21 protein-coding genes are annotated in these 24,326 nt (G+C 40.0%); all 21 read right to left on the reverse strand.

Translation table 11 applies throughout. The features are described from left to right. Positions 1-107: 107 nt before the first annotated feature. Entirely contained in the window at positions 108-836 is a 729-nt protein-coding gene (gene srtB, locus DWZ38_RS14745) for a class B sortase (RefSeq protein ID WP_178105349.1), read from the reverse strand. A 66-nt stretch (positions 837-902) separates the two neighbouring features. Next, entirely contained in the window at positions 903-7,295 is a 6,393-nt protein-coding gene (locus tag DWZ38_RS14750) for a SpaA isopeptide-forming pilin-related protein (RefSeq protein WP_347519889.1), read from the reverse strand. Positions 7,296-7,449: 154 nt separating this feature from the next. Next, positions 7,450-8,706, reverse strand: coding sequence for a hypothetical protein (locus DWZ38_RS14755; RefSeq protein ID WP_117853802.1), 1,257 nt, complete (start codon positions 8,704-8,706; stop codon positions 7,450-7,452). 48 nt (positions 8,707-8,754) lie between these two features. Then, positions 8,755-9,927, reverse strand: coding sequence for an ERF family protein (locus DWZ38_RS14760; protein WP_117853804.1), 1,173 nt, complete (start codon positions 9,925-9,927; stop codon positions 8,755-8,757). 16 nt (positions 9,928-9,943) lie between these two features. Continuing rightward, complete coding sequence (locus DWZ38_RS14765; protein WP_117853806.1) at positions 9,944-10,630, reverse strand: hypothetical protein; 687 nt, start codon at positions 10,628-10,630, stop codon at positions 9,944-9,946. Positions 10,631-10,683: 53 nt separating this feature from the next. After that, a complete protein-coding gene (locus DWZ38_RS14770; protein WP_117853809.1) occupies positions 10,684-11,799 on the reverse strand; it encodes a hypothetical protein in 1,116 nt (371 codons plus the stop codon). Between the two features lie 16 nt (positions 11,800-11,815). Beyond that, positions 11,816-11,947 (reverse strand): hypothetical protein, encoded by a 132-nt coding sequence (locus DWZ38_RS23165; protein ID WP_278309167.1) that lies wholly within the window; start codon positions 11,945-11,947, stop codon positions 11,816-11,818. A gap of 341 nt (positions 11,948-12,288) precedes the next feature. Beyond that, positions 12,289-12,519, reverse strand: coding sequence for a cold shock domain-containing protein (locus tag DWZ38_RS14775; RefSeq protein ID WP_117853848.1), 231 nt, complete (start codon positions 12,517-12,519; stop codon positions 12,289-12,291). A gap of 94 nt (positions 12,520-12,613) precedes the next feature. Continuing rightward, on the reverse strand, positions 12,614-13,120 hold the full coding sequence (locus tag DWZ38_RS14780) for a hypothetical protein (protein WP_117853811.1): 507 nt from the start codon (positions 13,118-13,120) through the stop codon (positions 12,614-12,616). Then, positions 13,083-13,775: a hypothetical protein gene (locus tag DWZ38_RS14785; RefSeq protein ID WP_117853814.1), complete on the reverse strand. Its 693-nt coding sequence runs from the start codon at positions 13,773-13,775 to the stop codon at positions 13,083-13,085. The genes DWZ38_RS14780 and DWZ38_RS14785 overlap by 38 nt, the downstream gene beginning before the upstream one ends. A 13-nt stretch (positions 13,776-13,788) precedes the next feature. Then, on the reverse strand, positions 13,789-14,463 hold the full coding sequence (locus DWZ38_RS14790; protein WP_243000282.1) for a hypothetical protein: 675 nt from the start codon (positions 14,461-14,463) through the stop codon (positions 13,789-13,791). Beyond that, positions 14,460-14,921, reverse strand: coding sequence for a zinc-finger-containing protein (locus DWZ38_RS14795; protein ID WP_117853816.1), 462 nt, complete (start codon positions 14,919-14,921; stop codon positions 14,460-14,462). Before DWZ38_RS14795 ends, DWZ38_RS14790 begins: the two co-directional genes overlap by 4 nt. Positions 14,922-15,005: 84 nt before the next feature. Then, positions 15,006-15,965, reverse strand: a complete 960-nt coding sequence (locus DWZ38_RS14800; RefSeq protein ID WP_117853818.1) for a S1 RNA-binding domain-containing protein — start codon at positions 15,963-15,965, stop codon at positions 15,006-15,008. A 181-nt stretch (positions 15,966-16,146) separates the two neighbouring features. Continuing rightward, entirely contained in the window at positions 16,147-16,464 is a 318-nt protein-coding gene (locus DWZ38_RS14805; protein WP_117853820.1) for a type II toxin-antitoxin system RelE/ParE family toxin, read from the reverse strand. A 2-nt stretch (positions 16,465-16,466) separates the two neighbouring features. Next, the gene (locus DWZ38_RS14810; RefSeq protein ID WP_117853822.1) at positions 16,467-16,733 is read right to left on the reverse strand and encodes a type II toxin-antitoxin system prevent-host-death family antitoxin; all 267 of its coding nucleotides are present in this window, start codon (positions 16,731-16,733) and stop codon (positions 16,467-16,469) included. A gap of 124 nt (positions 16,734-16,857) precedes the next feature. Continuing rightward, entirely contained in the window at positions 16,858-17,643 is a 786-nt protein-coding gene (locus DWZ38_RS14815) for a transglutaminase-like domain-containing protein (RefSeq protein WP_117853824.1), read from the reverse strand. 299 nt (positions 17,644-17,942) lie between these two features. Next, positions 17,943-18,881, reverse strand: coding sequence for a hypothetical protein (locus DWZ38_RS14820; protein WP_117853827.1), 939 nt, complete (start codon positions 18,879-18,881; stop codon positions 17,943-17,945). A gap of 16 nt (positions 18,882-18,897) precedes the next feature. Beyond that, the gene (locus DWZ38_RS14825; RefSeq protein WP_207661327.1) at positions 18,898-19,968 is read right to left on the reverse strand and encodes a type I restriction enzyme endonuclease domain-containing protein; all 1,071 of its coding nucleotides are present in this window, start codon (positions 19,966-19,968) and stop codon (positions 18,898-18,900) included. A 54-nt stretch (positions 19,969-20,022) separates the two neighbouring features. Continuing rightward, positions 20,023-21,168, reverse strand: a complete 1,146-nt coding sequence (locus tag DWZ38_RS14830) for a hypothetical protein (RefSeq protein WP_117853829.1) — start codon at positions 21,166-21,168, stop codon at positions 20,023-20,025. Positions 21,169-21,238: 70 nt separating this feature from the next. Further along, positions 21,239-23,218, reverse strand: coding sequence for a P-loop NTPase fold protein (locus DWZ38_RS14835; RefSeq protein ID WP_117853831.1), 1,980 nt, complete (start codon positions 23,216-23,218; stop codon positions 21,239-21,241). 70 nt (positions 23,219-23,288) lie between these two features. Beyond that, complete coding sequence (locus DWZ38_RS14840) at positions 23,289-24,170, reverse strand: hypothetical protein (RefSeq protein ID WP_117853834.1); 882 nt, start codon at positions 24,168-24,170, stop codon at positions 23,289-23,291. Between the last annotated feature and the right edge of the window lie 156 nt (positions 24,171-24,326).

Below are 24,326 nucleotides of genomic sequence, written 5' to 3' on the forward strand. Positions count from 1 at the left end.
ATTTGAATTGCAATCCCCGGAAAATACGAGCGTAAACACTACACATTAAAAAACAATGCCATCTTTGATATTTTTGTTATCAAGGATGGCATTGTGGCTCCCTGCGATTAAAAGACTTCCATATTTATATCCTCGCCATTTACCTCTGATTCTTCCTCTTCCTCTGGTAGTTCACAAAAAAGCACCAGCCGTTTCGAAGAATCGGAACCACAGGTGGATAATAAAAGCTGACTGGTTTCAACTGGCTCTCCCAGCCAGAAGGTATCGCTGTCCGCATTTATATATTCGCATCTTATTACCGAATAGGTCAAGGACTGTCCATCCTGCAGATATAGGTACACTTTATTATGTGTTTCTAAATATTGCTCATTTTCGTACTTGTGCAGCCCCTGGAACATACTGCCATCTTTCATATTGTGGCCATATAGAATGCTCTTTCGGTTGGAAAAATCCGAACTATTATCTTTATCCAGAAAAATGCTCCCAGCTACATGTTCTGTCTTTTTAAAGGTACGCTTTAGATAATATTCGTTGTCTGTCCCTTGCACAACCGGATAATCAATCTTGGTGTCCGGAATCCGGATCCAGGCAATGATTTCCGGATTTATTTTTTTCAAAGCTTCAAAATCCACGGTAACGGTTTCTTTCTGGTTTTTCTCCGGTGTTTCACCATCTGCATTTTCTTTTGGTTCTTCCACGGCAACATATTCCCGAAGAGTGTTATATTCCTCTTCCCCATCCCGGTACATAAGATACGTTCCGATTCCCATGCAGATTCCAAAACCAAGCAGCATCAGGCACACAGCCACGATTCCCATTTCTTTTACCTGCTTCATAATTCCCTCCATTTCCAATTTTTTACACGAAAAAAGGACCGCCACCGAAGTGACAGTCCAGATTTCTTATTCCTCATGGTTTTTCTTTTTGGTGTACCAGAAGATTCCGGCAATTCCGCCCACTGATAAAACAAGAAGAAAGATAGGAAGCCAGATGTTGGTGTCATCTCCTGTTTTCGGAGATTTTACATAACCGCCAGTTGGAATCCGCTCATTAGTAAGTTCTTTGGTGATCTCAATCTCTTTGGTCTTATCATCCTGATAGGTAAATACAACGGATTCCTCTTTTTCGCTTCTCACATAGCCATCCGGCGCTTTGGTCTCAACCAGGATGTACTCGATTTCTTTTTTCATCTTTCCATCTTTATAGGTCGCGATTGGAATGTCTCCGCTTGTGGCAACGCCCTCTTCATCTGTGACAAGGGTTGCCACAACTTTTCCAGATTTCTTGATCCGAAGCTCAAACTCTGCTCCGGCAAGAGGGGAGCTATCTTCTGCATCGGTTTTCTTAAGAATCAGTTTTCCAGTAGGACGGGCATCTTTCATTTCCACCTTCTGGATTTCCCCAGTATCTTTGACCTCAAAAGATACCTCTTCCGCAACCAGGTACCCATCCGGTGCCTGTTCTTCCCGAAGGGTATAGGTTCCAACCGGAAGTTTCTCCACCATATGCGGATCTTTATCAGATACCCAGCTTTCTACTACTTTTCCATCTTTGTCCAGGATGGTCAGCTTCGCACCTGGAACTTCCTTGGAATCTGTCACATCGGTTTTACTGATTTCTACTTTTGTGACATCATCTAACATCTGGTGCTTCTGAACTTCTGCAGTATCTTCCACCTTAAACTCAATACTTTCTGCGGTGGTATATCCATCTGCCGGTTTCGTTTCTACCATGGTATAGGTTTCGCCTACCAGCAGGCCACGGATCATATGGGGTTCTTCCGTAGAAATCCACTCTTCCACAACAGTTCCAGTGGAATCCAATACCTGTAAGGAAGCGCCTGGAAGCTCTTTTCCATCTGTTAAGTCTGCCTTGGAAAGCTCCACAGAAGTCTGCACATCCTCAAAAGTAAATTCATAGACTGCCTGGGTGGTTTTATCACCCTGATACTCGAAAGTAAATTCCTGGGCTTCGGTCGCACGCACATATCCGTCAGGTGCATAGATTTCTTTCAGGTAATACTTTGCACGGATCGGAAGATCCGCAATAAAGTGAATCCAGCCGCTTTCATCTGTGGCCTTCAACTCAATGATGGTATCCTTTTCAATCAGTACTTTACCGCCTGCAGATGTAATGTCCTCCGCTGCAAAAAGTCCAAAGATAGCGCCGGAAAGAACCTTGTCACTGTCTTTTTCTTTCTTTAAGACATTTACCTGTACTTTCTGACGGCGGTTCTGCCAGTCCGCACTATAGGTTACAACCGGAGTGTCCTGGTCACGATAGGTAAGATCCACGTATCTTGGCTCGTCGTCTAATACATATCCATAGGAGGTTTCTTTTTCGACAATATAATATTTGCCAAGAGGCAGATTGTCAAGCTCTGCGATACCTGTTCCGTCGGTTGTTATGGTACCCACAAGCTGATCTTTTGTATAATAATTTTCACTCACACCATCTGCTGCACGGATATCCTCGGCGGCGTACACATTAAAGGAAACATCTGTCAGACTTCCGGTTACATAACTGAAGAAATGCTCCACTACACCTTTGGCATTATCAAGCAGGGTAACATCGTCCAAGAACTCACCTTTTTTATTTACCAGCAGGCGTGCAAAAGGAACATCATCTTCCATCCTTACCTTCTGAACCTCTGCGGTATCGGAAATCTTAAAGGTGATATCTGTTGTACGTAAATAGCCATACGGCGCAATCTGCTCCCGAAGAGTATAAGTCTCTCCAACTTTTAAGCCTTTTATTACATGTGGTTTGTCCTTCACAGATGTCCAGGAATCCACTACTTCGCCCTTCTTATTCAGGATAAGTAAGGAAGCACCGTCCAGCTCCACACCGGTAGTCACATCTGCTTTTGTGATTTCAACAGTCGTTGGCTGGTTTTTCTTTGTAGCAGATAATTTTACCACCTTAACATCCTGTCCCTGGTAGCTGGCATCAAATTCCATAATTTCATCTGAGGAAACATAACCTTCCGGTGCCTGCAGTTCTTTCACATAATACTTTCCAAGAGGCAGATCAAGGGTAAACTGTGCCAGTCCGTTTTTATCACTCATGACCTTCTGAAGCAGGGTATCTGCCTTTACGATCACCTTATCACCGGATAAAATGTCATTTTTGTTATAAATTCCAAATTCGGCACCTTCCAGTTTTTTACCATTTTCAGCATCCTCTTTCACTACTTTAAGATCTACCTTCTGGCGATTATTGGAAATTTCCACGGTTTCCTCCACGACCGGCGTATCCTGGTCTTTATACAGGAAAGTAATTTCCTTGCTTTCAGAATTAAGTACAAAACCAGTTGGAGCTTTGGTTTCCTTTACGAGGTAAGTTCCAAGGGGAAGATCAGCCAAAACTGCTTCTCCCTTCTCATCCGTTGTAACCTTCCGGATTAGGGTGTCTTTTGCATAAATAACAACACGGTTACCCTGTTCATCCACCTGATGATCTGGGGTATAAATATCCTCTGCGGCATAAACCGCAAACTCAGCACCAGAAAGGGAAGTTTCCTCGTAGGTAAAATCTTTTTTGAACGATTTTAAGGTTTCCCCCGATTTATGGATGATGAGCTTTCCTTTTGCCGGATGGTTCTCATAGACAACCGTAATGATTGCATCCCCAGTTGTAGAATCCATCTGGTAAGCGGTGTTGCTGTCCACCTTTATTTCTACATAATTGGTATTCTGGGTATAGCCGTCCGGGGCCATTACTTCCTCGATCCGGTAGTTGCTGCATTTAAGAGCACTTGGCAGGATCAGATAACCATTTTCATCCGTAAAATAAGATTTATGGGTAACGGTACTTGGATAGGTGGTCGTCTGCTCCACATATTTTCCTTCATCCAGGTCATAAATTTTAAACTCGGTGTTTGCAACCAGGACCGGCTTCTTGGTTTCATCATCCTGTTTAATGATTTTTAGTTTTGCGGAAAACTCATCGTCCAATAACACTCTCCAAACCTGGGGTTCTGACTTGTTCTCACTGATTACAACGGTGAAATCGTCAACGGGTTTGAAATTATGCGGTGTTGTGGTTTCCCTTACCACATAAGTTCCATATGGAAGTGGGATTGTGCAGGCATAGCCTTTTTCGTCCGTAAAGATCTCGGTCTTTCCATCTTCTGTCAGCACTACGGGAACGGCATTTGCAAAATCATAGGAACCATCCTCTTTTGTACTTAAACTGCTTGCGAGATAAGCGGAAAATCCGGCGCCTTTTAACAGATCTGCATCTGTTTTTCCGTTATTTGCAGCCTTAATCAGCTGGAACGGCTGTTTTTTCACATTCTCGGCAACTGTAATGGTACAATCGATTTCTTTCACCTGGTCACCTTCATAGCTGCCTTCCACATCATGCTCTTCTTCATCCAGGACATAACCTGCAGGTGGAGTAATCTCTTTTACATAGTATTTTCCAGGATAGAGACCGGATACACTTGCATTTCCAGATTTGTCGGTGGTAAGTGTCGCAACCTGGGCGTCTTTTGGATAAAGGATCCCGCTGCTGCCATCCGGGTAACTAATTGCTTCCCTTGCATATAGGCCATAAACAGCACCTTCTAAAGCTGCATCTCCCTGTGCGTTCTTTCCCGTCTCACTGTCTTCCTTTGTAAGATGGATATTCACACGGACGCGCTCATCTGTAAAAGTATGTGTAAATTCTACTTTTTTCTCTTTATCCCCTGCATAATTAAATGCAAAGGAATAAACATCAGAAGTATTTAACACGTACATCTGGGGTGCCTGAAGTTCTTTGATATAGTAGGAATTGTTAACCGGAAGGTCTGCGGTATAACCTGCTTTTCCATCCGTACCAGTAGCTACCTTTTCAATCAGGGTGTCTTTTCTGACAATCACATTCCCGTCTGCAGATACAATATCATTCCCTGCATACATTCCAAAAACAGCACCTGCAAGCGGCTGTCTGGTTTCCCCATCCTGTTTTACCAAAGATACAGAGGCTTTTTGTCTGTCGTTGGTAAAGGTAACCGTGCTAAAAGAAACTTCTTCGTTTTCACCGGCAGCTGATAAGGTTACGGTTTGGGATTCACCGGTGCAGACCAGCTTATCCGGTGCCTGTGTCTCGGTTACCACGTAGGTTCCTATGTTTAAGTTATCAAGGGTTGCACTTCCGTCCTCTCCGGTTGTCAGACCTTCTTTTACAAGGGCACCATTCTGATAAATAGTAGATCCATCTGCAGCCACAATGTCCGCTCCTGCGTAGACATTATATACCGCACCTTTTTGCCTTCTTGTTTCATAACGGAAGGTTACCTTTTCATCCGTTACATCTGCACCGGTTAAAACTTCACCCTCTTTATAAACGGTAAGAGAAGCCTTTTTCTCATCGTCCAGCAGTTCCTTGGTAACTTTGCTTCCCATGACAAGGGTCACATCATGGGCAGTGGCATCCACAAGATAGCCGACAGGGCTTGTGATTTCTTTTAAATAAACCACATCCTGTGTTTTATCAATGGTAACAGAAGAAACACCGTTTTCATCTGTTGGAGGCATTTCCACAATCAGGTTCTGGCAGGCCTCATCACCATACACGCCATAAACCGCGCCAGCTAAAAGGGCATTGGAACCTCTGTCTTTTTTTATGATTTCAATGGTCGCCTGCTGAAGCCAGGTAACGGAAAAATCCACGTATTTCTCATCGTCCACACCCTCGCCGAATACCAGGGCCAGGTTCTGGGTGTCAGTACCTGTGGTTACTTTATATGCGGAAAAATCCTTCGTAATATAACCCTTCATAGTGGATTTCCAGGAACCTGCAACGGCTGTGGCCTGATTCAGGGGTGCGGATAAATAAAACGTTGTTCCACCATACACCTTTACCTTAGCACCACCTTCGCTTGTTTCACCGGTATCCACGTTATGAAATACCACACCGGCCGGAAGCTTCATGGTAATGTTCTGCAGGGTATCTGCCTTAAACTTGATTTCTTCTGTGCGCTGCTCACTTCCATCAATGTAAGCGGTCACATTCGGATTGGAAAACGCCATGGCTACATCTGGGATCTCCGGCTGAGCCATGCAATAGTTATATAATTCCATAGCAAGTGCCTGGCCGTTTGCATTTGCACCGGAAAATGCATCGTCACTTCCACTTGCGTATGATACTGCAAGGTGGGTAATTACAAACTGCTTTCCTGCGGAAAAATCCGGGTGCTCTGTTTTAAAGAAACCATTAACTCCGGATGCCTTTGTTCCATAGTAGCAGACCTTGGCAAGTTTCTTTCCATCTCCCAGTCTGCTAATCTTAAATACACCATCCCCTGGACTACTCTTGGACGGCTGAATGCAATAGGCAGTTGCTGTTACATTGTTAAAGCTGACGGTATATTTATAGGTCAGGTAAGAGCCGAGATCATAGTCACTGTAATAATAGCAGCTTCCGCGTGTTACACTGACATCGGTTGTGGTAGAAGCATATGTAGCAATAAAAGATGCAGTTTCCCCTTCTTCCATTTCCATAAGATCAAGGTTCTGTTCCTGGGCCTGTTCTAACACTTCACCGAGCGTCAGTCCGGTCTCCGGATCCACAGTGTTCTCTTCCTCAGCGCGTTCCAGTTCGGAGTCAAACTCTTCCTCTGAAAGAATTTCAGAACCAAAACCATCATCCTCTTGAATATCTGTCTCTGTTGTGTTCTCCGGTTTCTCTTCTGTATCCACTTCTGTTTCCACAGACACATCTGCTTCTTCACCTTCTACTGGTATCTCTGCCAGATCTGCATCCTTTTTTTCCTCTTCTGCAGGAACTTCCACAGCAACTGCTGGCTGTTCAGGCAGAGGGTCAGGATCTTCGCTGTCCCCAGACTCCTCAGAACCGGAATGTCCAGCAGCCTGGGTTTCCGGTTCTTTTTCAGTTACGGTAATGGTTCTTGCAACCAGATAAGAATCACCTTCTTTAGGTGTGATCTGATAAACACATTTATAGATCCCTGGTCTTCCAGAATCAAATGTGGTTCCATCCTCCATGGCAGCCTTTTTCAGTTCTGCCCTGTCACCATCTTTTAAGCCTAACCCTGTAAAATCTTTCGCTACATCAAAGGCAGTTCCCTGCTTAATTTCAAGAGCAAGAGAAGGATCTGCAACGGTCTCCGTGATCAGTTCTTCTTCTGTTTTCTCTACTGCCATCGGTTCCTGCACAGCCTCCTGTGCCACTTCTGTCTCCGCTTCAGCGGATACTGTAAAAACACCTGTCTGAAGGAAGCTGCTGCAGCACAGCATAACCGCCATTGCACCTGCAAGCCACCTTTTTCCCTTAAATTTACCCAATGTTTTTCTCCTCTCCTAGATAATGGTCTGTCCCTGGTTTTTACCAGGCATGGTCTGTCCCTGATTTCCATCTTTTTCTCCTTTCTACTGGCCTGTTTAGCCAGATAAAAAGAGACCTGAATACAGATTTCAGATCCCCTTTTATTTGACTAAATCAATAAAAACTCTCTTTTTCTTCTGGTGGCTTGCTGTAAATCCAGTCATCTACGCCCTTGTAATTGCCAAGCCACAAACCGTCTGCATCCGTGTCCCAGCTGATTCTCTGGCAGTTTAACCCAAGCCTTTCGCACATGTCATACAGTTTAAGGCATCCTTTCCGGATGGTATCACGCTTCCTCCTTTTTTGTGGGCACTCCTGTTTTCTCAACAAACGTTCCGGTGTCCCACATACGATGCACTTTTCCATACAGTCACAACGGCAGGTAAGATCCATCATTTTGTCCATATCCATACATTCGTACACGGTCTGTAACCCCCTGCTTTTTAAATCTGCAAGCACAGGAAACAGACTTTTATAGTTTCCCACCCCAGGGATTCCAATATAAGGATATCCGCTTCTCAAGCTGGCAAGCTCTGCCTTTAAAATTCCTTCTGTTACATGGATGCTCCTTTGTACCGGGCTTATATAGCCGGACACCCCGGCCGGACTGCCGCTTGAAGTTCCTCCCGAAAATCCACTGCTTGTAAACCAGATATATTTCCGGTGATTTATAGGATTATCAACACGTATCTGAAAACCTGCTATTTTTCTATCAAGGGAATATACGGGACACAGATAGCCCTGGTTTCCCTCATAAAAAGCTGCTTCCCATATACCGTCCCGGTTCCGGAAAAAACCTGGGATTCCATCCAGCCTTAAGCCTTTTTCCAACAGTTTTTCTGCTATAGAAACAGAATTTTCCGGTTCTATACTTTTATAGCCTATTAGTTCCAATTCCTTTATCTCCAAGGCAGTTGCACCGCGTCTTTTTAAATCCTGTCTATGGCGCTCCTGAAGCTTTAAAAGGGAAAGCAGTTCCCAGTACACAAAATCCAGGTATTCGGGTGATCTTTTAGGCACCACCTCTTTCATGCCAGAACTGGCTGTCATCTTTTTATACCCATTTCCTGTCACCTGCCTGTTAAGTTCCAGCCGTTTCCGGATATCCTGATAAGCTTCCTTACACCGGTCTGCTCCATAAAATCCCATAATGTCTGCATACAGAGTAAGCATATTTCCGCTTTCTCCACAGTGAAAACAGTTAAAAACATTTTTTATTTCTCCATTTTTACTGACACAAAAACTGCATTTTCCTCTGGTGTCACCACAGTATGGGCATTCCACCGGGAATTCCTGGGCGGTGCCGCCATCAAGACAACGGATGGATAACAGCCACGCCACTTCTTTTATGGTAAAGGGATGTTCGTACATGATTCCTCCTAAAAAATGTGGCTCCGTATTTCCGGAGCCACAATCATTTTATGCTGCTATTTTTTTATGATCTTCGTAATCCATAATAATCTTTGCAGCCTCCCTCATTTCGTTATTGCTTCCTTTATATCCGCTTCCCATCCATCTTAAAGTTTTGGGACCGTCTGGTTTATACAAAATTTCACCAAGGGACATCCCGCTAAATAAGCCAAAATTACATATTACTTTTTTCGCTTTTTCCACATCATCCTCTTCTGAATCCATAGGGAAATCTTCTGCGGTCTCCTCTTCCTTCTCGTCGTCAAATGGATTTTCATCTTCCTCACTGACAAAGTGAAATTCTTCCTCTTCCTGGTCTGTCTCTTCAAAAACCTCTTCTGGGTTCTTTTCTTCCATGCCAAACTGCATCTGGCCTGGTAAATTATCATTATTATCCTGTAAATCACGGATCTCGTCAGGACTGATTTCAAGATCAAAAGAATCTTCCGAAATCTTAACAGTCTGTTTGCCACTCACTGCACTGCCATTACGAACCGTCTTTGAGGTAAGTTTTTCGTTTCGTTTTAAAGACTGTCCGATTTCTTCAGCAGAAGCCTCAGCAGAACCAGATTTCGGGGGATGTTCTGGTTTTTCTTTGGCTTCCTTCTTTTTGGACTCTGATTTTACAGCATTAGTAACCGAAACTGTTTTCTTAGGGGATAAGTCTGGTTTCGTGTTTTCTCCTTTGTTTTGTGTTTTTTCTTTTTTTGTTTTGTCGCCATCCGGAACAGGGCCGCGCATGTCCGGATCCTCGGTGTTTGCCTGGACGATGTTATACTTATTTAATAGATAATATTTCAGTCCATAGCTCCAGGCTGCACCTTTGGCTTTGTCCGGAACCTCATTGGTTCCGACCACATGAATGTCACTGTAACTTTTTTCATTTGGACGATCTGCATTTACCCAGCAGAGCTTCAGATCTGCTTCATACCGCCATAAATTGCCAAATGGTATCAGATATACCTGGTTTCCGGAAGAATCCACCTGGGTGGGCTTTTCGGTAAGTACCTCAAAATCCACGCCATATTTCGTTAGCGCCGGGGTAAGGTATTCATAAATATCATCCAGCCGCACAAAATCATAAGGTACTTCTTCGCTGTACCGTTTCCGTATCAACTTTGGCACCATCTTTCTTATTTTGATCATCTTCTGAGTCAGATTCAAATACTCAAATTTACTCATAAATCCATTTCCTCCTTCATGCTGCCTTTTTTTGCAGCTCTTCCATTTCTTCGCGGACACATCCAAGGTAGATCCTTTTCTGGGAAATCTCCCAAAGAGATTCCTTCAGCCATTTATCTGCAATCATTTGTACAGCCTTCTCGTGGTGGTTCAGGCAGTAAAGAAACATTACATCCGTGTACTCCACCTGCATCTTTGCAAAGGAAAACTTTGGACTGTAAAACAGCTCCTCCGGCTTTATTTTGGCCTTCAGGTATCTTTTGGAAGTTTCCTGCACCTGTGTCCGGTTTATATTAGGAAAAAGGCTGTCCCTCTGGTTTTGGTACTTTAACAGGAGCTTGTCCCATTTTGTATCAATCAGATTTTTCACCAGATGGGTGACCCTGCTTTCCACTTCTTTTTTAAGATTTTCCCTGGTTGGAAAAATAAAATCGGCAGGTATCCCGACTGCTTCATAAAAAGCAGTGTCCACTTCATACAAAAAATAATCCGGCAGATAAAGTACACCACAAAGTTTTGGTTCCTTAAGCTGTAAACAATCCTTTTCCTTGGAATCAACTGCATAAAACACTATGCAGTCCTCTTCCTGGCATTTTAGTAATAGCCGACCGTGAAACATTTTGAAGCTGTGCACCGGATCCTGTATCCACTGGAGTAGTTTCTTAGATTCTTTTGCTTTCATAAGCCAATCCGGATACTGCATAATTTCCTCCTACATACAAAAAAGACAGGATTTCCTGCCTTCGTCTGTTTTTCCTAATATTTAATTTCACCTGGAATGTCAAGTTCATGCCAACGCCTGTTTACACAGGCTGCCACTTTTTCTTCCAGAAGAAGCAGTCCCCGTTCATTGGTTTCCTGCTGTCTTGCGATTGAAATAACATCACAGATTCCACAATAAATTTCATAAGCACTGCAAGGTTGCTCTCCAGCTGATGCGCGGTAGCGTTCTACCGTTTCTGCAATCAGCTTTTTGGAAAAGCCTGCCTGCTTCATGACACCGATCATGGCATTTGCAGGATGATTCACCCAGATATCACAAAGCTGCAAAACCTCCTGTACGGCTGCCTTATAATATTCAAAAATGGATGCCATATTTTGGTTGAAATCTTCGGTTCCCTTGCAGTTTTTATGGCGCACTTTCAGGGTTTCACCTAATATAATGTACTGGTCATTGGCAGACACCGTATAAAATATATTGGCACCGGAGCTTCCTACATCAGATGTGCTGATCCTGACTGACGCAGACAGTTCCCCATTAAAAGTTTTCCCATAACGTCCTAATAATTCCTGATAAGATTCGTTCAGCCGCTGGTCCCTTAACTCCCATGTTGCATTTACCAGATTGTGGTCTGCACATCCGGACTTAAAGGCAGCTGTTTCAAAATCACTATAGATATAAGCTCCTGCAATTGTGTAGACCTCCGGCATGGACATAATTGAATAATCCTTTTCATCACCAGATAAAACTGCCCGCACCTTGCCTTCACAAAAGCGGAGTAGGGATTTTCCCTTAGAAACTTTCAGGCATTCATTCAAAATATAGGCAAGGGTTTCCTTGTCCAGTTCTGCAAGAGCCTTTCCATCAATCCGGGCTCTGCCTTTTAAGCTTTTGACTGCAGATATTCCAAGATAGCAGCTGCGATCCGGGGTTTTTATCATCAGCCCGGAATTTTTCAGGGTATCTTCTTTTAAATATTCCAGATTGATATTTCCAATCGGGGAACAGATACTATCCTTTGTTACTGCTTCTACCTTCAGATCCTTACTCTGTGCACGGAACCATTCAGCCCTTTTCTCAACATCATCCAGATATCTGTAAAAAGCAGATTCCTCTTTAAATGTCACGTTAAAATCATCCTTATAGTACATAGCCCCTCCTTTGAGTTCAGGAAATGAGCTTTACTACAATGGATCTGATGCGTCCATCCGCAATCTGGAAAAAATATCCATCTTTTGCCATGTCAAGCAGCACTCCAAGTTCTAATAAATTTACATCATCCCAGTTTACTTCCCGCATAAATCTTCTCCTTTTCTTTTTGGGTTATTTGGCACTTCTTTTTTTCATTTTGACCAGTACAGTCTCTTTGATTTTTCTCATTCTGGCTCCTCCTTTTCATTTTTTTAACAAAAAAAGACACCAAAAGAAAACCTTTCTCTTCGCGTCTTCCAATGTTCCAAAGTATTTGCTGGTTTTAAGGCGAACTGCCCAAAAGATAAACATCCGGAATGTCCGGATCCAAATGAAAGATCAACCATGTAATGGCTGATAAAATATGATTTCATTTAAAGGTTACCACAAGATATAGTGGCTGTCAAACACATTTTTTATATATTTTGTGTTTCAAAATTTGTTAGCTCTTACGCTTCTTCCCCTGTTGTAAGAGGGACAATATTCACTGCAATTTCCCTGCCATTTTCATCGGCACCGACTTCAAACTGTACAGGCTGCTTGCCGGAAAGCCTTTTAAAACCTTCCATTTTAATCTGGGAGAAATGGGCAAAGTAATCTTCCCCATCCTCCCCGGTTACAAATCCGTAACCTTTTTTTGCGCTGAACCATTTCACGGTTCCACATTTTGTTTCCGACATAAATAAAATCTCTCCTTTTTTCATATTTTCCATACAGCTGTATGGAAACAGGGCGGCATGGACTCGAACCATGCCTGATGCTCCCCGCCCTGGATTACTCTTTTACCTCCTCCACGCCAAAAAAATTCCCAAAATCAAAAGCGGCATCCAGCCTGTGAATACCGGACCGCGCATGGTCACTCTGGTTAAAATAAAAGCGGTATGTCTTTCCATGCATGACAGTTGTCTCTTTATTTAACAGTAACTCTGTTGTAAGCCCATCATCCCCTTGCACCAGAACTCTCTTAAAACCATCAAAGAGAAGTTCCGCATGGATCTCTGTCACGGTTCCTTCCACCACCTCATAGGACTTTGTGACTGCCAGATAATAAATATAAAGCGCATACCCGATCCCGCAGACTGTTAAATAGACGGTCCAGCCCACAAATCCGGCTGATTTTTGTGTCAGGCCAAGCGCACAACCACCATATAATAGGAGAAAAGATAAAAGCAAGGTATTCACAATCCTCTTTTTAAAAAAATCCGGTATCCTGGCATAATTTTCTCTGCATTTTCTGAACTGTTCAGACAGCCACGTTTTCCATTTCTTCTTTTTCTTCAAGGAGACCTCCTTCTTTGATGCAGCTGATTACAAACTGTTTCTTCTTAAACAGGGAAACCAGGATCTGCATGAATTTCTGCAGGGCCTGGTTCTGAACGTTTTTTCGTTCTTCCACAGACAGGGGAACGGCACCCGCCTGTCTGGTTAACTCTGCCAGATGATAAGGGACATAGCCATTACCTGCAATCTGCTGTAGAACCATTCGCTCTTCATAGGTGAGCACAGGGCTTTTAAAAGCCCGCAGTGCGATTTTCAGTCCTTTTCCAAGTGCCAGGTCATCTGCAAATGCGCCTAACCGTTCAAAAAACGAATCCCTGGCAGGTGATACCACAGATTTACTAAGAAGGAACCACAAAGCTTCCTCCTTACTCGCGCCATCACACTCTGCTACCAGACCGCGTTTTTTCAGGCGCCTTAAGCAAAACAAAAAATCCTCTTCATCCGCCCACTCAGTTGCCTTCTCTTCTCCAAATGTAATACATAGTACCCGGTACATCTGGGAATAAATTCTGTTCTCCTCACAAACACTCCAGGTAAGAGCCGCCCAGAGCATGGCTTCTATCTCTGTGAGCACCTTTTCCTGTCCGCCAATCTTTACCAAAAGCCTGCCCTCATCATCTTCCGTTTTGATTCCAATGGCTGTATACCATTTCATAATCCCGTTCCTCCTAGTGTAACTTCATAATTTCCAGGAGTTTTGGAATCACATAACAGGCAATCATTCCTGCTACAATGCAGACTTCGATATTTGGTTTTCGAAGATTCCATACCTCCTGGTTCTTTGTCCCAATGATCCGGGTTTTCCCAGGAACATTCCAGCGAAGCTTCCGGTAAAACTCCGTAAACCTCTGACGGTTAAATCCAAACGAACGGACAAGAAAGATCGTCCGGTCCTGTTCTTCCTCGTCCAGAAGAAAAAAACTTTCCCGGTTTTTATTTTCGCCCAATACAATGTAAAATTCCGGGATTCCCCTGTGGCTACCTTCTACAATTTTATCAATCTCTTCATAAAAGATCCGGCAGCATTCATAATGCCCGTTTTTTTCCGGCTGACAGACTGCCAGACTGAATTCATCCAGCTCCATGTAACAGACTTCTGCTTCCATGATTCTTTTACTGATTTTATTTGACTGCCTTAGAAGAAGAAAAATCCCAAGGAAAAGCACCACGCACAGGTATATAAGATCCCAGCATCTGATTTTAAACAATAAAAAATATACTGCAATCCCCTCTATAAAGGAGCCAAGCCCGATCAGAACAAAATACAGTTCCTTTAAATCCATCAGATGATAAACGTCTTCCTCATCCGCCTGCATACGCAGGATATTTTTTCCATTTCTCATGCTGCCATCGTTTTCTTCTCCCGCGGAGAAATCCGATTCGTTTTTGTATAAGGTTCCATAAGCGCATTACATTCCCGGATGGTTTCCTCACAACGGTATTCTGAGAACATCCCTATATGCATATCCTTTTCCCGCAGGCATAGGCGGTTCTGAAGCCAGATGTAAACGCCATGCTTCGTCATAATCCCTGTCTGTACTACCTTATTTAAAGCCCTGTGTGCCTCAATCCTCTTATGGCGAAGATCTCCATTTGCCAGGGTTCCCATAGGGCGCATGCTCTTTTTATGTACTCCAATATAGGAATCACAGAACGGATAGCCACTGCAAACGTATAAGTAATTATCCGGATTTAAGTTGCGCTTACCATAAACATACTCTGCTGGTCGCAGCACTGCCAGCCTTCCGCAGTAGGGACAATACAGTTTTTCATTCTGCTGTTTTTTCTTCATTTTTGCCATTTCATTCGTCTCCTTTCCTGTTTGTCCCGATTGTAAAAAAATCGCATTTTCTGTGTCAATAGGATTTTTATTCGTTCTGTCTTTTTATTTATATCTTTTAATCAGTCTTGTAATAATCCCTTCCGCAACCTCATAATTGTCGTTAATTCTGGTCACCACAATGCCGATTTTGTCTCCCTTACCGGGAAGGGTTGGCATGTTACAGGAATGTGCTACTGCATTTACCCCGATATCAAGACGCATAAAATAAGTCCCCTTATAAACTTCTGTAATCACACCTGTGTACTTGCCCTGCCTGTGGCATTTCCGAAGATTATCTTTGTTGAGATTAGCAGTCGGCGTTTTTGCATCCACTTCCACGCTGAGATGTTCCGGTTCTTGTCCCTCTACTTTATTGACCATGACCTGGATAAGATCTCCAACCTGAAATTTTTCGCTGGCATCCAGCATCCACTCCCAGGCCATATCACGCGCCCTGACAGATACCTCCACACCGAACACTTCCAGACGTACTGCCTTTGGCGCCACTGCGATCACCCGGGCTTCTGCAATTCTTCCAGGGTACAGAAGCGGCTTCTCCCCCTCTTCTCCAATATAGAAGGTCTGACGCTTTTTCAGCATGGCATCTTTTCGGGAGGCTACTACGCTCCGGCTTTTGGTATCCAGATCCTTGATAATGAAATCAATGTCACAGCCAAGCATGTTGTTTGCAATCCGCACCTGGCGGTTTAAAGTGTCTGCATTTTCCCGCCCGTCTCCGCTTAAGTTAATCATCATTTCATTCATTGGAATAATGATACGAAAGCCATTATAATATGTGACTGCTACCATCCAGCCGCTCTCCAGCTTCTCAATACCACCAAGCTGACCTGTGAGTACCTTTCTGGTACGGTGTGCATTTAAAAGCTGGTGCCATCTGGTATCCTCCTGTTCCTGTGCACTCTCCACCTGCGCATCAACGTCAATTGTTAAGACACCTTCATAGGCTGCGCGTGGAATTTCTTTTTCCGTTACTTCTTCAATTGCTTTTTTTGTGTTCGCCATGTGTTGCCCTCCTATTATTTATACGACAAGAAGGCACAAAAAAAACAGTCTGCATAAAACAAACTGCTTTTTCGTGCCTTCTTTTTACGAATACCATTCTATTATAAAGAGAATCCGAAGTCAATATTAGAGATGTTGCAATAGTGTCGCATTTTGGTTGCAAATAAGTACAACTGCTGGTTCAACGGATGATCCAATTATACTCTTTTCTACAGTCTAAAATGTAATCCACATAAACTGTATCATCCTCAATCTGATACAAGATCAAATACCAGTTTTTTATAAACATTTTGTGATACTTATTGCATGGAATATACGGCTCATCAAAAAAGGGAAAACGCTTTGGACTGTACGTTAAGGAACGCATTGCTTCCATTAATTCTTTTTTCTTATTTCTTGCGGCATCCTTATCTACCTGTGCCAGAAAACGAATATGTACTCCAAGCATTTGCTTGGCCCGGTCGGATATGATAACTTTATATTTTCTTCTTTCTGACATTTTCAGCCCTCTTCTATTATATTATCAAGATAACTTTCCAATTCATCAAGACTGCATCCTGTTCTTCCTGCCAGACGATCCTCTTCAACAGCAAGCAGTTCTTCTCTTAATTTCAACATTTTCTCCCGTCGGTTAAAGGATTCAATATCCATCACCACAAGATCACCTTCTCCATTTTTTGTCAGAAAAACAGGCTCTGAAGATTTACGGCAAAGATCTGCAATCTCATTATAATTTTGTCTAATAGCAGCTGATGGACGAATGTTCATAAGATCACCTCTCGCTTTCATAGTAATATTATATACATATTATAATTTTATTATGCTATATTTGTCAACATCTATTACTGGCATATTCCATTTCTGCCCCAGCTTCTCTATTTTCATTCTGAAATTATCTCTCAATCGTAAAATGAAATACTAACTGTTCCTGATCCTCCGATGAAGTTCTTAAGGATTTTCGAATTCCGGTGGTATCTGCAAAGGTTCCACCATATGCATCAACCTTGATCCACTTTCCTTTTACTTTTACTTCATTCCACTGGTGTGTCCAGCTGTTAGCATTTACATGCCGTACCGGAACGTTCGCAGCTTCACAAAGCATTATATAGGCTTTTGCATATCCGGAGCAGGCAGCCTTTTTCATAACCAGAGCTGCATAGGCTTCATTGCCATAGTTTTTCTTGTATGCCTCTGAAGACTGATTTAACTGCCAGGAACAGTGCTCGGTCAGATACCGGAATAATACAAAAGCCCGCTCCTTTGTATTCATATCCGCAGTTACAAATTTTTTTACAATTTTCTTTGCTTCTTTTTTTGCCAGATTAATGCGTTTGGATTTATCCGGCTCTTTCACTGTCACCTTACATTTTAAGGTTCGTTTTCCAACTTTGGCATAAATGTATGCCGTTCCGGCTTTTTTTCCAGATACTTTCCCGGTAGCAGAAACGGATGCAACGGATTTTTTAGAAGAACTCCATTTTACTTTCTTTTTGCTTCCTGATACCTTCAGCGACGTGGAAGCTCCCCGATTGATGGTGACCGCCGATTTGTTCAGTTTCATTTTTGCAGCCTGGACACCCACTGGTCTTATAAAGCTCCCAAGGAATAAAACCACCAGTGCCAGCCAAACCATTGTTAATTTCTGCTTCCCTATGTTACATTTTTTTGCTTTTCTCATTGCAAACCCTCCGTTTTTGAAATCGTTTCCTGTTGCAGCTCCAATGTAGCAATTTGATTTTTTCTGTGTCAATAGGATTTTGAAAAATTAAAAAAGTGACTTACAATTATGCAAATCACTTTTTCACAATTATTATTTTATATCATAGACAATTCGTCTGCAATTTCATACAGGTTGCATTTTTGTTGAAATAAGGTAAACGAAAACAAAGATTAATTTCTAAGCAAAGCCTTCCAACGGAACTCAAAAATAAGAATGATCACACTAGAGTATAGACTTACTCCAGTGTGGTCATTTTATTATTCATCTGTACCTTTCGTTTCGGAATCCTCTCCAAAATATCGCATCATTCCTGAGATTGGACTGGCTTTAACAGGAACATACTTTGCCTTATATATTTGACATCTGAACTTTTCCAATTCGGATTCTATCTCATCAAATGCTGTTTGATATACTAATGTATTGACATAGCCATGAGCTTCCACATCTTTAGTTGCAAAGAATAACTTATTCAAATCTACAACCTTGGATGCGCATACAGCAAAATTTCCTTTCCCATCATTTAGCAAATTAAAGTGATATGCCTCTTCTCTGAATTGATAAACAAACTTTCTCATTTTATCAAAGATATCATTGTAAGCATATTCTCGAATTGAATGATTTGATATTATAAAATCTAGATTTCCATATGCATTATCGATCAATCCTAAATCAATTGAAGAAGCATCTTGATAAGACCTCATGCACCTTAAAAATGTATCTTTATAGGTTTTTAAGGAAGCGCTATAGTATTTCTCTAGTTCAGCCTCAATGTCCGAATTCTCATTGAATGACATTTGTATATTCTCTTCAAACCACGAAATCAAAGTGCTTTTTGCTTTATGCGTAATACCAGAATCATCTATAAGTAATGGGAATTTTGCATTCCAATCATTTGCTTGTTCTTCTAATAATGCATCCTTAATTAATTCTACTGGTGCATCGAGTTCTAGATATTTGATTTTACGTAATTCTTTCAAAATCTTGTTTGACTGTAACCAAAACTCTTCCATTGCCTTTCGCTTCTCTACATAATATTCTGTAAGCGACATTATAAATCCAAGCACAGCACTTCCAAGCAATGCCATTGAAACATCATAAGAAATACAATTACTGTCTTTTCCAATTATACATGCTACGCTGAGAGAAAAAATCGACACACACAGTGTAATAATGGTAAGCCATTTTTTTGCTTTCACTTACTGAAACACCTCCTTATGCAGCACCAATCCAACCATATCCTTGAACCGCCATGTCCACAAAGTGGTTCATGAGCAGAGATACCTTGGAATCGAATATTGCTTTATCATAGCTTTCCGGCAAATCATCATTTAATGATAATTCAACCTCATATTTCAGCTTTGCACGAGGCTGTTCATCTTTGTACCAATCGACAACAAGAAGGCTACTGCGATTATCTATCAATTTTTTATAGAGATTTTTCGCAGAGAGTTTTACTTTTTGCTCTTCAGCCTGTGTTAATTTTTTTCCGGCAATCAGCAAATCGTAAATTTCCAGTTCTTCTTCAGTTAGACCTTCGGTATTGGCTCGATTGTCTTCCTGACGAAGTTCTTCAAGGAGCTTAACAAGTTGCTCATAATAATCCTCATTTTCAGTGCCACCTGCATTATAGGAATCAATAATACGTTTGAAACGCTCTGAAAATTTAGTTCTGGTACAGTTTCTATTAAGCATCTGCTCAAGAGCTTGCGCGATGTATTCCTTCAAGTCATTAATCTCAATCGCCTTATACGTAGCAACCTTTATCTCTTTCCTCAATTGTTCAACATCAACTTTATAAAGATCAATTGCCTTTGTGCCTTTAATCATGTGCTGTGCAGGTTCCTTGCGCACATAATTAACGAAATCTTGACTTGCGGTAACACTGCCATCTAGAATTTGATTCATTTTCTGTCTGGCACGAGCTACTTTTTCATCATCGATAGTGTGGTAGAAAAGGCCATGCAAATAGACAAGCGGTGCAAACTTCTCGTTGCTCCAGTTTTTCTCAAAGATTTCCGGCTTTGATGCTTCATAGAGATTTGTCAACGTATTAAGGATAACCATGAATTTTTCTTTATCACCATCTTTTGTAACGATAATATCATAGGCACTTCTCAATGCATATGTATTTGCAAATGCAGATATTTCTTTTACTAATTTTGCCGGAGTTTCCTCATCAGCTTTAAATTCAAAGAAAAAGTTTTCATCTTCAGTTCCAGATAAAAATTTTTGAATATCAGTAGATCTTAATTTACTCCATGGTTTGTTATTAATATTAATCATACTTGTCTTTCCTCTATGTTCCTTCAATATTAACTATACATCTCTAAATCTTAGTTACTCATTTATTTCATTTTGCATCTGAATATCCGAAATTTTGTATTGGATCACCCGGAGGCATATTTCCATCAATTCTGCCACTGCAATATCTATTTTTAAAAGTTTTTCATTTTCTTTTCCAGAATCACCATGAAAATAGTGATTTCTCAAATCAATTAACTTTTGCATACTTCCTTTATTGATTGCTAATTCATTACCGCACTCCTGAAGATTACATATTTTCATCCTATTCAATATATTTGCTAGTTTTTGTGCACGTCCAATATCCGTCATTCTGTTCAAATTTCCCTTTAGTGTACTCAAAATTTGTTTGGATTTATCAGCCTCAGAATCAAGTTTTCCTTTAATTTCCTGTAGCATTTCATTCACATTCTCAGCAGAGAGCAATTTATTAGCACCAGCCAATCCAGCATATTCTTTTTCTATGAATTCAATAATAGCAAATAAATGGAAAAATTTGCTGGTCATATTCTCGGAACCAAGTGCAATAAAATATTCCTCAATAAGAAATTTCATTTTTTCATCTATTTCCAAATTCAATAGAGATAAGAACTCATTCTTTTTCAAATATCCATATAGTATACAGGACGTGCTTACTTTCATTCCTATTTTAGATTGAACCTGAATGCAAATATGTTTCATTCCATTCTGATCTACGTATTCCACAGGCTCACTTAACTTATCCAGTAAGTTTTCATATGGTTCATACGGTTTAGCGCTCCAATTTATACTATCATTCTCCCATTGCACCCTTGGCTGAAAACTTTGTTTATTGCAATTATGTATATTCAACTGAAGACTAAGCGTTCTGCATATATCCAATAAACTATTTTCAATTTTTCCCCAGGCTTCCTTTTCTTCATGCGCTACAATATTTTCTACCCTTAAAGAAAAATAATTTTCCGGTAATGTTCTCTCTTCATTCTGCCAGCCACAGCTTAAACAGAATTGCATTTCCTCTTGAGCTATTATGCTATTTCCTGGATAATCTTCCAATGACTCATTTATGGTATAAGTTTTCTTCCAAAAAATGTTCTCTTTTACCCCCATTATAAATTCGGAGGAATCTTCTTCGTTACCATTCAAGTCTCTACTGTTATACCGTAAAATAATATCAACTGAAAAACATCTCAATCTTCCCATTTTTGTATTCCTCGAAAAATATATTGTGAACCAATTATTCATTCACAAAATTGCCGCTTTATTAATACTGCTATTCTTTTGTACCTTCTTCAAAATCTGTAAATTTCAAAAGGTGTTCTTCAATTATCTGATACTGAAATTTTCTAATCAACTGTGTTTCATTTTCTTTGCAATATTTCATTGCAAGACATAATTTTTTTCTTTCTTCGTTATCTTCAAAAAAAGCATTTGAATTATATTCTAGTGGATATACTAAACGAAGAACAGAAGCAAATTTTTGCAAATTTTCTCCATTCGAATTTCTAAGCTTTTCAATAAGTATCTTCACATCTAATGCCTTAAGAAATGGAGATAATTTTTTCGAATAATCCTCCTGTTTTTGAGGATGTTTTGCAGCATAACAGTACTCATATATTTTTTGTGCCCAATCCTCCTCTTCCAAAAAAATATTCAAATCATCTTCTGATTTCTTCTCCATGGATTTTTCATATACGTCTTTAATTTTTTGAATACAGTTATTGTATAATAGTTCAATTTTCTTTCCTTCCCAAGACATTGTACCTATACAATCCAAATTTCCAGTTGCTCTTTTCTCTTTAATTCCTTCACACATTGCTTGAATTAATTGATCTACATATTTAATATCAAAACCTGCAGCGTGAATTTGCAAAAATATCTGTATAATTCGATCAAAAGAACCAATATCGTATTCTCCATCTCGAGCTTTTTCTATTACAGCCCCCATATTATCAAGGATAAACTCGTCATTATCTGCCTTATACCAATCTTTTTGTAACAAATTAATAGGATCATTTAATAATAAATATACTCTACTTTCCTCCACATCAAACTTCTTTAAAACTCTCTTTCCTTTTTCAACATCTAACCAGCTATACTTTATATAATCTTCTATGAACCGAATCCGGATTTTTCCACCATCTTTATAATATTCATCTTTCAAATCAGTTTTTAGTTTTCCTGCTTTAAATAAAATACAACTTTCCCAACATGACAGAATAATTATTTTGTAAATGAAATCTACATTTTCATATTTCTCAACATTCAGTTCCTGGAACAATCCATCCATTTTTTGCAAGAAAAATTGGAAGGTACGAAAATTAATATGTTTCTCTTCTTCCATACTTTCAGCCAAATAATTAATATTTTTTTCAAGCTGTCTTCTACTATTTGTATTATATGTAAAGTTTTTTTGAATTAAATTGCTCATAACTTTTTTGATATCAGGATTATAGTGAAATACAGTACCAATTATTTTTTCTCGAATACGCTCATATTCTGATTCCATACAAAACAATCTAGTTACACGATCTTTTGCCTCGTTTAATGAAAGCTTTTTAATTTTTTCATCTTCAGGCAGACCTTTTTTCATTGATTTAAGATATTCTGTAAGCTGTCTGTTTCTGGGCTCTGCAAAATCAAGTGTTTCATCCCTCCCAATAACTGCACGAATCTGCATTGCTAGAGTCTGTGCATCTACCTTTTTTCTGAGTTCTTCTTGATTGGCAATTATAATGACTTTCATTTCAGCCTGTTCAACAAATCCATTAATATATCCGAGAATATCCTGTATGGAACAATCGCATCTTTCCAGATCATCAAATATCAGAACACAATTTTTCATAGGACAAATATGTTTAACAGTATTTTGAACTATGTTTTTAATTTTCTTTTCTTTTATATCAATATCGCCCAGTTTTCCCATAAAGGGAGCCCCAATATCAATCATTGTTCCAATTACATTTTCAACCAGTTCTGAATGTTCTGTCACAAGTTTACTTTTATCCTTAAACAGAAAATCTAAATATAGCTTTTTCCCTAGCTCCTGGATATTTGAAATGCCATACAAAGATACATACAGTACTCTCTTCTCGTTAGATTCAATTTTCTTCAATAATACATGCTTCACGAAATATGTTTTTCCACTTCCCCATGCACCATCAATCATGACAGCATAATTATAGAAATCGGTATCTATATAATACATGATTTCTTTTAAAATTGTCTCTTCACTTACATATTGTTCAAACATGTCTTTCCCCTCCTTTTCCCAATATTTGGTCAGAAAATCTCTTAATAAATCAAATTTTCAACTTTTATAGTTAAGAATATAAACAATATACGGATACAAGTCCTAGTAAATCCTCCAATTCCATCTTAAAGCATTCCTCTTTTGAACCAATTTCCTTCGGAGCGTTCGTAAAACTTTTAAATAATATTTCTACAAATCTGGATTTCAGCTTTTCCGTCTCTTCTTTAAATTCACAATCATCTAACTCTTCAATCACTTTTATATTATAATATTGCATCATTATATCAAATACTATTTCTTGCAATTTCATTTTTCGCATTTCTTCGTCAATATCATTCTGTCCTGTATCCTCATACAAGAACTCACCAAAATTCATATGTAATAATGCAGTTCCAAATTCTACGATAAAACATTCCATTTCACTTCGTTCTATACTTCCATTAAACATTTGATAATGAGCTTTTTCATGAAATAATTTTTCTAAATCTGCTCTAAGTTCCCTATGCTTTTCATCACCATATTTTGACTGCAGTTTTTTTATAAAATTATTTCGGAACCAAAACTTTCCTTCAAATTCAAAAAAAAGCTCTGGCAACAGACCATACTTTTTTACTAAAGCACGATATTCAAATGGTTTTAATGGAAGTGCGGTTGTCCTACCGGGTTCATGTAAATTATAATGAAAATATTCTTCACCTTTATGTGGAAAATCAATTCTCAAGCAATAATTATCCATATTTTCCAGAGCAAAAAAGATTTTAATCCCAGTAGTCTTTTTAAAGCCACTACGTTTTGCCTTCGCAGCAATTGCTGGATCTATCATAATCTTCTCAATTCTTGCATTCACTAATAAATCTTTAAATACAATGAGCATCTGTCTGGCAATTTTATGTATTATCTGGGAATAGGGAGTTCCTATTTCCATAAGCAGTAATATCGCCTGTATTTCCATAAATGCATATGATGTTCCTAAAAATTTCAGATCATAATCCTTAATCAGATTTTCGGATTTTATTCCTTTAATCTTTGCTTTCCTTATAAAAGTTTGTGTTCTAAGTTAGCAACCACCAGTTCAACTGGTGGTTTATCCTTGGCCCTCCAAAGGCCA

It is taken from the genome of Ruminococcus sp. AF31-8BH (assembly GCF_003460605.1).
GTDB classification, from domain to species: domain Bacteria; phylum Bacillota; class Clostridia; order Lachnospirales; family Lachnospiraceae; genus Blautia_A; species Blautia_A acetigignens.